Source organism: Caballeronia terrestris (genome assembly GCF_001544515.1).
In the GTDB taxonomy this organism is placed as follows: domain Bacteria; phylum Pseudomonadota; class Gammaproteobacteria; order Burkholderiales; family Burkholderiaceae; genus Caballeronia; species Caballeronia terrestris.
Window position 1 is genome coordinate 226,817 of sequence record NZ_FCOL02000004.1, and the last position, 14,154, is coordinate 240,970.

The following is a 14,154-nucleotide window of genomic DNA, read 5'->3' on the forward strand; positions in this document are numbered from 1 at the left end:
ACGATGCGCATCTACGAAAGGTACTTCGCGCGTCAGATCTATCTCGCGTTCATCTTCATCCTGTTCGCGTTCTCGGGTCTGTTCTTCTTCTTCGACCTGATCAACGAGCTGAACACGGTCGGCCACGGTAATTACAAGTTCGGGCTCGCCGTGCTGCGCGTCGCGTTGCAGACGCCGTCGCGCTTCTACGAAATCATCCCGGTCGCGGCGCTCATCAGCGCGATCTACGTATTCGCGCAGATGGCGGCGGCCTCCGAGTTCACGATCTTCCGCGTGTCCGGGCTCTCGACGGGCAGCGCGTTGCGATCGCTCCTGAAGATCGGCGTGCCGCTCGTGTTCATCACGTACATCATCGGCGAAGTGGTCGGGCCGTACTCGGACCAACTGAGCGAGCGCGTGCGGCTGGAAGCGCTGGGTTCATCGGTATCGACGAATTTTCAGTCGGGCGTGTGGGTGAAGGACACGCTGACCGCGCGCGACAACGGCGAGCAGGTCACGCGTTTCGTGAACGTCGGCCAGTTGAATCCCGATACGACGATCGCGAACGTGCGCATCTACGAATTCGATTCGAAGTTTCGCCTGCAGAACGTGCGGATCGCGAAGTCCGGCGTGTACGCGCCTCCGGGGCACTGGAAGCTCACGGGCGTCACCGATACGCAATTGATCGACGCCGCGCCCCAAGCCGTCAATCCCGGCGATGCGCTGAACCCCGTGTATCGCGCGCAGCAAACGACGCTGCCCGAGTACTCGCTGCGCTCCGAACTGACACCGCAGATTCTGTCGGTGCTGCTGGTGTCGCCGGACCGGATGTCGATGTTCAACCTCTTTCGCTACATCCAGCATCTGACCGAAAATCATCAGGACACGCAGCGCTATCAAATCGCGTTCTGGCGCAAGATTCTGTATCCGTTCGCGGTGTTCGTGATGCTGGTTCTGTCGCTGCCGTTTGCGTATCTGCACACGCGTGCGGGCGTGGTCGGCGTAAAGGTGTTCGGCGGCATCATGATCGGCATGAGTTTCCAGTTATTCAATACGCTGTTCTCGCACATCGGCAACCTGAACACGTGGCCCGCGCCGGTCACGGCGGCGGTTCCTGCGCTCGCGTATCTGATCGTCGGGCTGATTGGCTTGAGATGGGTCGATCGGCATTGAACCGGAGCCACGCATGAGCAAGCACGGCATCATCCTGTTCGGACACGGGGCGCGCGATCCGCGCTGGGCGGAGCCGTTCGAGCGGCTCGCAACGAAGCTGCGCGCGACGCGCAGCGATCCGGTTTCGCTCGCGTTTCTCGAACTGATGACGCCCGACCTGCCGACCGCGGTCGCCGCGCTCGCCCTCGATGGTTGCGATACGGTCACCGTCGTGCCGGTGTTCTTCGGCCAGGGCGGACATGTGCGGCGCGATCTGCCGCTGGTCATCGATCAATGTCGTTCAGCGCATCCGTATCTGACGATTCATTGCGCGACGGCGGTGGGAGAAGACGACGGCGTGCTGGATGCGGTCGCCGATTACTGCGTTAGGCAGGTGGGTTCATAGGAACCAAGCGCCCAATAAAAAACGCACCGTCTCCGGTGCGTTTTTTATGTCTGTCGTCGGGCTATCAAGCCGCGATCTGCAGCACCTTCGAAACAGCAGCAGACGCAGACACCCGCTCCGCAAACGCCTCGCCGATCATCAGCAAGCTCGGCTGCGACGCATCGAGCCAATCCTGCGCTTCACCCTGCGCCATGCGATCGAGCGTAATTGTCAGCGTGCGTTCGCGCGGCGTGCTGCATGCCTCGACGATCGCGACCGGCGTCGATCCCGCGCGGCCTGCGTCGATCAATTGCCGCGCGATATCCGGCGCGCTGTCACGGCCCATGTAGAACACGAGCGAATCGGCGCTGGCCTGCTCGCGAATTTCGTCGCTGTCCGGTGCGCGGCTGTGCGTCGCGAGCGCGACGCTGCGCGATACGCCGCGCAATGTCAGCGAGCGCTTCAACGTCGCCGCACTCGCCAGCGCCGCCGTGATCCCCGGCACGACCTCATACTCGATACCCGCCGCTTCCAGAGCGCGCATCTCTTCGTCGGCGCGGCCGAACAGCATCGGATCACCGCCCTTCAACCGCACGACGACCTCATGCTCCAGCGCCGCATCGACGATCTGCTTGTTGATGAAATGCTGCGCAGTCGAGCGCTGGCCGCACCGCTTGCCGACCGCGATCCTGCGTGCGTTCGGCGCGTAGTCGAGCATCGCCGGCTCGATCAGCGCGTCGTGCAGCACGACATCGGCGCGGCTCAAGAGCTTCGCGCCGCGAACCGTGATGAGGTCCGCGGCACCCGGCCCCGCGCCGATCAGATAGACCTTGCCCATTGCGCTCACCTTCTCGCCATCAAGCCGAGAACGAACGGATCATGCCGGCCGCGACCGTATGATGCGTCGCTTCGTCGATCAACACGAACGCGCCAGTGCCCTGATGCGTGTCGTACGCGTCGGCGACGAGCGGCTTTTGCAGCGTCAGCGCCACGCGGCCGATGTCGTTCATCGCGAGGTCGTGGCGATCGATTGCGTGCGAAAGCGTATGCACGTCGAGCACTTCCTTGATCGCACCGATGCGCGCGAACACCGTGTTCGTCGTCTGCTTCAGCAGATACTTGCGTTGCAGCGAAAGCGGCTCTTCGTCGAACCAGCACAGGTCCGCCTCGATCTTCTTCGCAGGCTCGATGTTCGACGCGCGCGGCACGAACGTATCGCCGCGCGAGACATCGACGTCTTCCGCGAGACGGATCGTCACCGTCTGACCCGCGAACGCGCGATCCACCTGCGCGACGCCGCCGGGCACCGGCGCGATGATCTCGGCGACCGTCGCTTCGCGGTTCGCGGGCAGCACGGTAATCGAATCGCCGATGCGCACTTCGCCCGCTTCCACGCGGCCCATGTATCCGCGGAAGTCGTCGGCCTGGCTGCCGTCCTGGCGCGCGACCCATTGCACCGGGAAACGCAGCGCCTGATCGGTAGGCTGCGTGACTGGCAGCGCTTCGAGCAGATCGAGCAGCGGCTCGCCTGCGTACCACGGCATGCGTTCGCTCGCGGTCACGATGTTGTCGCCCTTCAACGCCGACACCGGCACGAAACGCACATTCGAGATACCGAGCTGGCGCGCGAGTTCGACATACGCGTCGCGGATTTCGTTGAAACGCGCTTCGCTGTATTCGACGAGGTCCATCTTGTTGATCGCGACGATCACATGCTGCAAGCCCAGCAGCTTGACGATCGCGCTGTGGCGCTTGGTCTGCGGCAGCAGTTGCGCGACGCCGTCGACGAACGTGACACGCGTTGCATCGACCAAAATGATCGCCGCGTGCGCGGTCGATGCGCCCGTCACCATATTGCGCGTGTACTGCTCGTGGCCCGGCGTGTCGGCGATGATGAACTTGCGCTTGGCGGTCGCGAAATAGCGATACGCGACGTCGATCGTGATGCCCTGCTCGCGCTCGGCCTCCAGCCCGTCCGTCAGTAGCGACAAATCGATTTCATCGCCGACCGTGCGCTTGTTCTTCGCGCGCGAGAGCGCCGAAAGCTGATCCGACAGCACAGCCTTGCTGTCGTAAAGGAGGCGGCCGATCAGCGTGCTCTTGCCGTCGTCGACGCTGCCTGCCGTGATGAATCGCAACACGCCGAGGTCTTCCGCTTGATAAATGCTCATGATCCGTTTTCCTTTGGCGTGATGCTTAGAAATAACCTTGCTTCTTGCGCTGTTCCATCGCGGCTTCCGACGCCTGGTCGTCCATCCGCGTGGCGCCGCGCTCCGTGATTTCCGTCACGGCGGTCTCGGCGATGATCTTCTCGACGTCGTCGGCGTCGCTTGCGACCGGGCACGTGCAGCTGATGTCACCGACCGTGCGAAAGCGCACTTGTGCGACTTCGGCGGTTTCGCCGTCGCGCACCGGTGTGAGCGGCGTGACCGGCACGAGCAGGCCATTGCGACGCACGATCTCGCGGTCATGCGCGTAGTAGATCGACGGCAATTCGAGCTTTTCGCGCGCGATGTATTGCCACACGTCGAGTTCGGTCCAGTTCGAGATCGGGAACACGCGCAGGTGTTCGCCCGCATGCAGCCGCGCGTTGTAGATGCTCCACAGTTCCGGGCGCTGCGCCTTCGGGTCCCACTGGCCGAATTCGTCGCGGAACGAGAAGATGCGTTCTTTCGCGCGCGCCTTCTCTTCATCGCGACGCGCGCCGCCGATCATCGCGGTATAGCCGTATTGCTCGATGGTTTCGAGAAGCGTCACGGCTTGCGCGGCATTGCGCGAATCCGTCTCGCGACGCAGGCGCACAGTGCCCTTCTTGATCGAATCCTCGACGTGGCCGACCACGAGTTCCGCGCCGATTTCCTGCGCGCGACGATCGCGGAAGTCGATCACTTCGTCGAAGTTGTGGCCCGTGTCGATATGCACGAGTGGAAACGGCAGTTGCGTCTTGCGACCGCCGCCGAGACCGAACGCCTTGAGCGCCAGATGCAGGACGACGACCGAATCCTTGCCGCCCGAGAACAGGAGCGCCGGCTTGCTGCATTCGGCGACGAGTTCACGCAGGATGTGAATGGACTCGGCTTCGAGCCAGTCGAGGTGGTCCATCCGGGTCGCCGTGTTGGCGATCGGGGCGGTGACGGTTGAGTCGAGCGTGGTGCTCATATTCGTCGATCCTTTTCTTGGCAGCGCTTTCAGCTTTTGGCGAAGGCGTCGCGTTTCAATAACAGAGGTTTCTTGCTTGCGACGGCGCGTCGTTCGCGCGCCTTGTCGTCAGATCGCCGAGCTGGGTGCTGCCTCGGCGACGATCTTGATGTTCGTGATGTGCAGGCCGCATTCCTTCGTATCGCGCGATTCCCACCACCAGCGTCCGGCGCGGCTGTCCTCGCCGGGACGAATCGCGCGCGTGCACGGTTCGCAGCCGATGCTCGGATAACCGCGCGCATGCAGCGGATTCACGGGGACGTCGAAGGCTTTCAGGTAATCCCACACTTCTGCTTCGGTCCAGTCCGCGAGCGGATTGAACTTCGCGATATTGCGCGGCGCGTCGTGTTCTTCTTCGTGCAGCTCGACGCGCGTCACCGACTGCTCGCGGCGCTGGCCGGTCACCCATGCGCTCACGTCCTTCAACGCGCGGTTGAGCGGCTCGACCTTGCGAATCCCGCAGCAGTCCTTGCGCAGATCGACGCTTTCGTAGAACGCGTTCAAACCGTGATCGCGCACATAGGCTTCGACCGCTTCCGGCTGCGGATGAAACTGCTCGATGTCGAAGCCGTAGCGTTCCTTCACGCGGTCGTACATGCCGATCGTCTCAGCGTGCAGGCGCCCCGTGTTCAGCGAGAAGATGCCAATTTTCACGCCGCGCGAAAGAATGGCATGCGTGAGCAGCATGTCTTCGGCGGCGAGGCTGCTGGCTAGCTTGACGCTCTCGTGGCGTTGCGCGATCGAATCGAGCAGCGCGTCGAGGCGTTCAACCTTGGCTTGCAGTTCAGGTGTCATCGAGCGGCTCCCGCAGCGAGTGCGGCGCGGCGACGGAACAGGGGTTCAAGATTGTCGGTCGCGCCCTGATAGCGTTCGGTGAATTCGTCGAAGGCTTTCAGCGCGTCGTTGATGTCCTTGTCTTCGCGCACGGCGAAGGCGTCGAAGCCGCAGCGCGCGTGGAACAGCAACTGATCGCGCAGCACGTCGCCGATCGCGCGCAGTTCGCCCGTCCACTGATAGCGCTCGCGCAGCAAGCGGCCGATGGAGAAGCCGCGGCCATCGCGGAACACCGGGAAGTCGACGGCGATCAGCGCGATCTTGTCGAAATCCGCGACGACGTCCGCAGGTTCATCGTCAGGGGCGAGCCACACGCCGAGTTCGTCTTTCGAACGCGATGCGATCACAGCGTCCTTCTGCTCTTTCCACAACGAAAAGGGCACGATCACCTTGCCGGCGGGCAACGCATCGACTGCGGGCAGTGCGCCGTCTTCGGCGGCACGCACGACGGACCAGCCGTCATTGACCACGGCGCGGTTCTTGATAATCAAAGCCATCTGCAATTTCCTCGATTGGGTCGTGTGATCAAGCGTGCGCCTGGCGCGACGCGTACACGCGATCCTTGAACGGCGCCATGCCGATGCGGTTGAACGTCTCGATGAAGTGCTCGCCTTCCATGCGGTTCTCAACGAACGTGTCGATCACTTGCGCCACGACATCGGGCATTTCTTCCGCCGAGAACGACGGGCCAATCACCTTGCCCAGATGCGCGCCGGTCGCGCCCGAACTTTGCTCGCCGCCGAGGGTCACCTGATACCACTCGGAGCCGTCCTTATCGACACCCAGCACGCCGATGTTGCCGATGTGGTGATGTCCGCACGCGTTGATGCAGCCGGAGATGTTGAGCGTCAGGTCGCCGAGGTCGTGCACGAAATCGAGATCGTTGAAGCGCGCCTGAATGGCGAGCGCGATCGGGATCGACTTCGCGTTCGCGAGCGAGCAGAAATCGCCGCCCGGGCACGCGATGATGTCGGTCAGCAAGCCGATGTTCGACGTCGCGAAACCAACCGCCTTCGCGCGTTCCCACACGGCGTAAAGGTCGCGCTTCTTCACATTCGCGAGGATCAGGTTCTGCTCATGCGACACGCGGATTTCGCCGAAGGAGAATTCGTCGGCGAGATCGGCGACGTCGTCCATCTGCTTGTCGGTGGCGTCGCCGGGGGCGATGTTCGACGGCTTGAGCGAGAGCGTCACGGATGCGTAGCCCGACACCTTGTGCGGACGCACGTTGCGCTCGACCCAGCGCGCGAACGGCTTGCTGTCGATCAGATGCTTCTCATAAGAGGCGTCGGTATCCGGCAGCTTGTCGTAGGCGGGCGGCACGAAGTATTTCGAGACGCGGTCGATTTCTTCCTGCGTGAGCGTCGACGGGCCGTCCTTCAGGTGCAGCCATTCTTCCTCGACCTGCTTCGCGAACTTCTCCGGCGAGAGCGCCTTCACGAGGATCTTGATGCGCGCCTTGTACATGTTGTCGCGGCGGCCGTAGCGGTTGTACACACGCAGCACGGCTTCGCAGTAGGTCAGCAAATGCTGCCACGGCAGGTCTTCCTTGATCACCGCACCGACGATCGGCGTACGACCGAGCCCGCCGCCCGCGAGAACGTTCGCGACGACTTCACCGTTCGCGTCCTTCTTCAGATAGACGCCGAGATCGTGCACTTGCGTGGCCGCGCGGTCTTCGAGCGAGCCGCACACGGCGATCTTGAACTTGCGCGGCAGCCACGCGAATTCGGGGTGGAACGTCGACCATTGGCGCAGCACTTCGGCCCACGGACGCGGATCGACGATTTCGTCGGGCGCGACGCCCGCGAACTGATCGGCGGTGATGTTGCGGATGCAATTGCCCGAGGTCTGAATGCCGTGCATCTGCACCGCTGCGAGCTTTCTCAGGATCTCCGGCGTTTCCTCGAGCTCGATCCAGTTGAACTGGATGTTCGTGCGCGTCGAGAAGTGACCGTAGCCGCGGTCGTGCTCGCGCGCGATCGTCGCCAGGACGCGCATCTGGTCGCTGCGCAGGTTGCCGTACGGAATCGCGATGCGATGCATGTACGCGTGACGCTGCATGTAGAGACCGTTCTGCAGGCGCAGCGGACGAAATTCCTCTTCGCTCAACTCGCCCGACAGCCGGCGGCGGACCTGGTCGCTGTATTGAGCGACGCGTTCGTCGACGATGGTCTGGTCGATCTGATCGTATTGGTACATTCGGGGACCCCAAGTTTTTGTCTCGCGCGACGCGTGCACACGCCGCACCTCGATTCCCATTGAGTCGAAAGCGGGGAGCGTCGTTCAGACGAAACGCTCATTTGCTAATGACAAATACAGATATGGAAATTGGAAAAATTGGACAAATCGTAATAAACTTTCTTTATATAGCAAACGACTGAAAAATTACTTTGATATGCGACTGGGTTATATATGAACCTGCATCAGTTCCGCTTCGTCCGCGAGGCCGTGCGCCAGAACTTCAACCTCACCGAGGCGGCGAAGGCGCTGTTTACGTCGCAGCCGGGCGTTTCCAAGGCAATCATCGAGCTGGAGGATGAGCTGGGCGTCGAAATCTTCACACGCCACGGCAAGCGCGTGCGCTCGCTCACCGAGCCGGGGCGGATCATTCTCGCCTCGGTGGAAAAAATACTGCAGGAAGTGGAGACGCTGAAGCGTGTCGGTAAGGATTACGCGGCGCAGGATCAGGGCCGGCTCGTGATCGCCGCCACGCACACGCAGGCGCGCTACTCGCTGCCGGCCGCCATCGCGGAATTCAAGAAGCGCTATCCGAAGGTGCATCTGTCGATTCTTCAGGGCAGCCCGACGCAGGTCGCCGAAATGGTGATCCACGATCAGGCGGACATCGCCATCGCCACGGAAGCGATCGCCAACTATAAGGAACTCGTCTCGCTGCCGTGCTTCCAGTGGCAGCACCTCGCCGTGATGCTGCCGGATCATCCGCTGCTCGAACGCAAGCTCCTCACGCTCGACGATATCGTCCAGTACCCGCTCATCACCTACGACGCTGCTTTCGCCGGTCGCTCGAAGATCAATCAGGCGTTCGCGCTGCGCAACCTGGCCCCGGATATCGTGCTCGAAGCGATCGACGCCGACGTCATCAAGACGTACGTCGAACTGGGGCTGGGCGTCGGGATCATGGCCGATATCGCGTTCAATCCCGAGCGCGACAAGCATTTGCGCGCGATGCCCGTCGGCCATCTGTTCGGGACCAACGTGACACGGCTCGCGCTCAAGCAGGGCGCGTATCTGCGCAGTTACGTGTATACGCTCGTCGAACTGCTTTCGCCGTCGATGAACCGCAAGCTGATCGAGCAGGCGCTTTCCGGGGAACACGAAAGCTACGAGTTGTGAGCCTGTTTCGACGGACGCCGCCGGTTTTGGCCGGTAAAAATAACGAATTCAACCCTTCCGCCACGGAGACCAGCCAATGAAGTTGTTTTGCCAATTTGCCGTTTTGAGCGCTTTAGCCATTGCCAGCGCGGCGGCGCAGGCCCAGTTGAAGGTCGGCATCGATCTGTCGAGCACAGGGCCGGCCGCCGCCATCGGCATCACGAGCAAGAACGCGATGCTGATGTGGCCGAAAACCATCGCCGGACTCGACGCCGAATACCTGATCCTCGACGATGGCTCCGACCCCGGCGCCGCCGTGCGCAACGTCCGCAAGCTGATCACCGAGGACAAGGCAGACGTGATCGTCGGGCCGAACATCACGCCGGCGGCGCTCGCGGCGCTCGATCCGGTCGCCGAATACGAGACGCCGATGATCACGCTGATCGGCTCGGCGTCGGTCGTGGAGCCGCAGGAAGGCAAGAAGGTGTGGGCGTTCAAGATGGCGCAGACCGACCGCGCGATGGCTGACGTCATGACGCGCTACATGGCGAATCACGGCGTGAAGACGGTGGGTTTCATCGGTTTCGCCGATAGCTACGGCGATAGCTGGTTCAACGAATTCTCGAAATTCGCCGACTTGCGGCATATCAAGATAGTCGCGGCGGAACGCTTCAACCGCACCGATGCGAGCGTCACCGGCCAGATTCTCAAGCTGATGGCCGCGAAGCCGGACGCGGTGCTGATCGCCGGCGCCGGAACGCCGACCGTGCTGCCGCAGCGGACGCTCGTCGAGCGCGGGTACAAGGGCGCGATCTACCAGACGCACGGCATCGCGACGCCGGAGTTCATCAAGCTGGGGGGCAAGGACGTCGAAGGGACGCTGTTCCCGACGCAGCCGGTGGTCGTCGCGCGGACGCTGCCCGCCGATCATCCTTCGAAGAAGGCCGCGCTTGCGTTCGTGAATGCGTACGAGGCGAAATACGGGCCGGGCACCGTGACGCAGTTCGCGGGCGATGCGGCGGGCGTCTACCCGCGTCTCACGGACGCCGTCGCGCGTGCGCTCAAGGCCGGCCAGCCGGGGACGAAGGCGTTTCGCGTCGCGCTGCGCTCGGAGCTGGAGCACGCGCAGGAGCTGGTCGTACCGAACGGCGTGGTCAACACGAGCGCGACCGATCACGTCGGACTGGATCAGCGCGCGAGCGTGATGGGCGTCATCAAGAACGGGCAATTCACGTATCTGAGCCAGTAAGCGCGGTGCACTGCGGGACTGCGGCGCCCTTGCCTCCGTCCCGAATTTCCGACATAATCGCTGACTTGCTGGCTGTCGTGCCTTTCAACGGTGCGCCGGTCTCGCAAGTCAGTATCTGCGGTTGCCCAGGTGGTGAAATTGGTAGACGCAGGGGACTCAAAATCCCCCGCCGCAAGGCGTGCCGGTTCGATTCCGGCCCTGGGCACCAACTCTCTCGCGTCGTTCCAGACGCACGCTGTAAAAATCCCCTCCCGCTTTTAGCTTTTCCCTCAGACGAATCCACGCTTTTCCGGCACTGGTCTTAAGAATGTTTCGCTGCCAGAATCATTGCACTCGCCGCTACGAATGCGATCGCTGACATCGCATCGCGAAATAACGACAATGGGCCGCGCAACGAGCCTTTTGTTGACTTTTTTGCTGCTCAATACGCCGATTGTTCGGCTTACTGAGTTATTCTCCGGCGAGAATCGTTGCGCTCGGACGCCGTTCGTCCGGGCCGCACTCCACCGGGTACGGCATGATTCGCTCCAAATACTCTCTGCAGCTCGATTCCGTGATCTGCGCGCGATGCGGCGCAACGTCGAGAAGCGAGGACGATACCTGTCCTTTCTGCGGCGCCGATCGCGAAGGCGCGATCTTCACGTCCGATCGTCAGACACTCATCGAGGAACTGCCGCGCGCCGGCTGGCTGGTTACGCGGGTGCGCAAAAGCAGCCTCGTGTATCCGAGCCTGCGTGAGCAGGAGCAAGGCGCGCCCGAGCCTGTCGTCGAGCGGCGGCGCGTGACTGTGCGGATGATCGCGATGGGCGGCGTCGTCGTGGTGGGGCTGGGCGTCGGGTTGATGCTGCATTCCAATGTGCGTGCGCCAACGCAAGCGCCTGCTTTGACCGCGGCGCAAAGTGCGGGCGGATCGATTGCACCGGCGGGGCAAGCGCCTGACGCGGTCGCTGACGGGCGCGGGACGCCGCCGGGAACGCTTGTCGGTTCGTTGCCCGCGGCGAAATCGGCTGGCACGGCTGCGGCGGGTCAAGTCGCGGCGAGCGAGGCGAACGCGCAGGCGTCCCGTAGTGCGGTGGTTCAGGCGCAACCGTCGACGACGGTCGCGATGAATTCGCCGTCGGCCGCTGCCAAAGCTACGCCGTCGAGCGCGGCTTCGGCGCGCACCGCATCCGCTGCACCGACAAACCCGACCTCACCGGCTCGCACCGCCTCCGTGGACATTGCGCGGCAGTCCACTACATCGGCAAGCCCCGGCGCGCCCGCTCGCATCGCTTCCGCGGAAACCGCGCAGCAGCCTGCCACCCCGGTCAACCCTACTTCAGCGCGCACGGCGTCAGCAGACGCGGTGCAGCAGTCCGGTACCGCGGCGAGCCCGACCGCCCCCGCTCGCATTGCTTCCGCGGACGCCGTGCAGCAGTCCGTTAGTCGGGCAAGTCCCACCTCTTCGGCGCGCACAGATTTCGCGGACACCGTGCAGTCTGCGGCCTCAACCAGCCTGAGCGCTCCGGCGCGCACCGCTTCTGCAGACACCGCGCAGCAGACCGCCACCCCGGCAAGCCCGACCGCACCGGCTCGCACCACTTCTGCAGACACCGCGGAGCAGCCTGCCACCCCGGCAAGCCCGGTCGCTCCGGCTCGCACCGCTTCTGCGGACACCGTGCAGCAGCCCGCTCCCACGGCAAGCCCCACCGCCCCAGCGCGCACAGCCTCGGCGGACGTCGTTCAGCAGTCTGCACTCGCGGCGAGCCCCGCCGCCCCACCACGTACCGTCGCCAGCACCCAGCGCCACGCCGCCCCAACCCGCACGGCCTCCGACATCCGCCGCTCGCTCGCGTCCCGCGATCTCGCGAGCGCCCGCCGGCAGCTCCAGACCGTCCCCGCGAGCCAGCAAGACAGCGCGGAAATCCAGCGCCTCGCCGATCGCCTGACGCGTCTCGAAGGCCAACGCGATGCCGCCTTGCAGCGTGCGCGGACGTGCGCGGCGTCGAAGGCATCGACGTGTGTAGTCCGGAACGCGAACCGCGCGCTTGCCATCGACGCACGCAATCCTCAAGCACTGGCGCTCCTGCTGCACGCGTCCACATGGCCGAAGACGAATCCGGCCGCGCCGCCGCCGAAGACGTACGTCGCAGCGGGTTCCCCGCCGAAGGCCATCGAACGCCCGCAAGGCGACGATGCCCAGCAAAAGCAGCCCAAGATCACGCTGTTCGGCTGGGGCGTCCCGACGGTATCGAAAGGTCGCGGCGACGCGCACTGAGCGCGTCGCGCGCGTAGCCGTCGAGCGCATTGGATCGATCCGCGCGGCCGTCACACACCAGCCGCGTCATTTTTCCTCGCACTCCGCGTTAGCGCATCGAGTGCGCCGCGGAGGCCGACGTCCCGAAGGCAGCCCAAGCACAGTTGTTCAACAAGGGCGTGCCGACGGTCTCGAAAGATCGCGGCGACGCTCATTGAGCGCGCCGGCCGCGCGTGGCCGTCGAGCACATCGGAGCGATCGCTAGCCGCCGGACACCGCTTGCGTCATGCATCCTCGCGCCACGCGTAAAACAAGTGGCGCGCATCCAAGGAGCCGACTACACCCAGACCAGGCAGTCCGCACACGTCGAGCGTCGCCGCGCTCCGTGCGGTGGCGCCCAAGCTGATCGCTCCAGCAGTGCGCAAACGTGCGCGGCCGCTGGGTCGCGGAAAGGATTGTGGCCACCAAGCGCATCGAAGCCATCTTCGCACCCCTCGCACACCACCGCCCCATCTTTCCTTTCAACCACCTTCCCCCCGGAATAACATCCCACGCGCAAACGTTTAGAGATGACGTAACCACTGTGGGCGCGCATGCGCCGGAGGTCGTCATCATGAAATCAGGAGCGATGCGCGGAATTGCCTTTGCCGTCGTGTTGACCGCACTAACCGCATTGAGCCTCGCCTCGTGCGGCGGCTCGGACCATCCGATGGCCACGCAATTCAAATCGACGATCCTCGTCTCCGACGGCGCCGTCGCCGCGTCGCACACCGACGCGAATCTCAAAAACGCCTGGGGCGTCGCGTTCAACCCGAAGGGCTTCGTGTGGGTCGCCAACAACGCCACGCAGACGGCCACGCTCTACGACGGCAACGGCGTCGTGCAGTCGCTCGTGGTGAGCATCCCGGCGACGGCATCCGGCCCCGCCAGCCCGACCGGCATCGTCTTCAACGGCAGCACGACGGATTTCATCGCCTCGCAAGGGGGCAAATCAGGCGCTGCGGCGTTCATCTTCGCGGGCGAAGGCGGCTCGATCACGGCGTGGTCGCCGAGCGTCGATCTGACCCACGCGATCACGGTCTCCGATTCCAGCGCGTCCGGCGCCGTCTACAAAGGTCTTGCGATCGGCAGCGCGAACGGCGCCGCCCGCCTCTACGCGACTGACTTCCACAACCGCCGCATCGACGTCTTCGACAACGCGTTCAACAAGATCGCGCTTCCGAACGCCTTCCAAGACCCGCAGATACCGGCGAACTTCGCGCCGTTCGGCATCCAGGCGATCGGCCCGAAGCTCTACGTGACGTATGCGCAACAGGACAGCGACGCCCACGACGACGTCGCGGGCCCCGGCCTCGGCTTCGTCGACGTCTTCGATACGAGCGGCAACCTGCTGATGCGCCTCGAACACGCGACGCAGCTCAATGCGCCGTGGGGCGTCACGCAGGCGCCGGGCAACTTCGGCACGCTTTCCAACGACATCCTCGTCGGCAATTTCGGCGACGGCACGATCAACGCGTTCGATCCGTCGAGCGGCCAGTTCGCCGGCACGCTGCAGAATTCGAGCGGCGCGGCATTCGTGCAGCCCGGACTGTGGGGCATCGCGTTCGGCAACGACCTCAACGCGCAGCCGTCGAACACGCTCTTCTTCGCCGCCGGTCCGAACGACGAAAAGGACGGCGTGTACGGGCGCATCGACATGCAGTGACGCCGCTTTGCCTGGGCGCGCGGTCCGAGTAGCCGGAGCGCATCGCCGTGTGGCACGCCGCCCGCATGGCCGGGCGGCGC

The 14,154-nt window shown here is 63.8% G+C and carries 12 protein-coding genes and 1 tRNA gene; 7 read left to right on the forward strand and 6 right to left on the reverse strand.

What is annotated here, in order from left to right; genetic code table 11:
• Positions 1 to 3: 3 nt before the first annotated feature.
• Both lptG and AWB67_RS05740 read left to right on the forward strand, forming a co-directional pair.
• The gene (gene lptG, locus AWB67_RS05735) at positions 4 to 1,152 is read left to right on the forward strand and encodes an LPS export ABC transporter permease LptG (protein ID WP_087655262.1); all 1,149 of its coding nucleotides are present in this window, start codon (positions 4 to 6) and stop codon (positions 1,150 to 1,152) included.
• A 13-nt stretch (positions 1,153 to 1,165) separates the two neighbouring features.
• Entirely contained in the window at positions 1,166 to 1,537 is a 372-nt protein-coding gene (locus tag AWB67_RS05740; RefSeq protein WP_087655263.1) for a sirohydrochlorin chelatase, read from the forward strand.
• Positions 1,538 to 1,601: 64 nt separating this feature from the next.
• Here AWB67_RS05740 and cobA read toward each other — a convergent pair whose 3' ends face one another.
• The 6 genes from cobA to AWB67_RS05770 all read right to left on the reverse strand — a co-directional run bounded on the left by cobA (position 1,602) and on the right by AWB67_RS05770 (position 7,750).
• The gene (cobA, locus tag AWB67_RS05745; RefSeq protein WP_087655264.1) at positions 1,602 to 2,354 is read right to left on the reverse strand and encodes a uroporphyrinogen-III C-methyltransferase; all 753 of its coding nucleotides are present in this window, start codon (positions 2,352 to 2,354) and stop codon (positions 1,602 to 1,604) included.
• Positions 2,355 to 2,373: 19 nt separating this feature from the next.
• On the reverse strand, positions 2,374 to 3,687 hold the full coding sequence (locus tag AWB67_RS05750; RefSeq protein WP_087655265.1) for a sulfate adenylyltransferase subunit 1: 1,314 nt from the start codon (positions 3,685 to 3,687) through the stop codon (positions 2,374 to 2,376).
• Positions 3,688 to 3,712: 25 nt separating this feature from the next.
• Positions 3,713 to 4,675 (reverse strand): sulfate adenylyltransferase subunit CysD, encoded by a 963-nt coding sequence (gene cysD / locus AWB67_RS05755; protein WP_087655266.1) that lies wholly within the window; start codon positions 4,673 to 4,675, stop codon positions 3,713 to 3,715.
• 108 nt (positions 4,676 to 4,783) lie between these two features.
• Positions 4,784 to 5,509: a phosphoadenylyl-sulfate reductase gene (locus tag AWB67_RS05760; RefSeq protein ID WP_087655267.1), complete on the reverse strand. Its 726-nt coding sequence runs from the start codon at positions 5,507 to 5,509 to the stop codon at positions 4,784 to 4,786.
• The gene (locus AWB67_RS05765) at positions 5,506 to 6,045 is read right to left on the reverse strand and encodes a DUF934 domain-containing protein (protein ID WP_087655268.1); all 540 of its coding nucleotides are present in this window, start codon (positions 6,043 to 6,045) and stop codon (positions 5,506 to 5,508) included. Before AWB67_RS05765 ends, AWB67_RS05760 begins: the two co-directional genes overlap by 4 nt.
• A 28-nt stretch (positions 6,046 to 6,073) precedes the next feature.
• Positions 6,074 to 7,750, reverse strand: a complete 1,677-nt coding sequence (locus AWB67_RS05770; RefSeq protein ID WP_087655269.1) for a nitrite/sulfite reductase — start codon at positions 7,748 to 7,750, stop codon at positions 6,074 to 6,076.
• 213 nt (positions 7,751 to 7,963) lie between these two features.
• On the opposite strand from AWB67_RS05770, the gene AWB67_RS05775 reads away from it, so the two are divergent.
• From AWB67_RS05775 to AWB67_RS05795, 5 genes are all read left to right on the forward strand, one after another.
• A complete protein-coding gene (locus AWB67_RS05775) occupies positions 7,964 to 8,905 on the forward strand; it encodes a CysB family HTH-type transcriptional regulator (protein ID WP_087655270.1) in 942 nt (313 codons plus the stop codon).
• Between the two features lie 76 nt (positions 8,906 to 8,981).
• On the forward strand, positions 8,982 to 10,133 hold the full coding sequence (locus tag AWB67_RS05780) for an ABC transporter substrate-binding protein (RefSeq protein WP_087655271.1): 1,152 nt from the start codon (positions 8,982 to 8,984) through the stop codon (positions 10,131 to 10,133).
• A gap of 123 nt (positions 10,134 to 10,256) precedes the next feature.
• Positions 10,257 to 10,341: transfer RNA gene (locus AWB67_RS05785), tRNA-Leu, on the forward strand.
• A gap of 309 nt (positions 10,342 to 10,650) precedes the next feature.
• Positions 10,651 to 12,390: a hypothetical protein gene (locus AWB67_RS05790; RefSeq protein WP_087655272.1), complete on the forward strand. Its 1,740-nt coding sequence runs from the start codon at positions 10,651 to 10,653 to the stop codon at positions 12,388 to 12,390.
• A gap of 607 nt (positions 12,391 to 12,997) precedes the next feature.
• Positions 12,998 to 14,074: a TIGR03118 family protein gene (locus AWB67_RS05795; RefSeq protein ID WP_087655320.1), complete on the forward strand. Its 1,077-nt coding sequence runs from the start codon at positions 12,998 to 13,000 to the stop codon at positions 14,072 to 14,074.
• Positions 14,075 to 14,154: the final 80 nt, after the last annotated feature.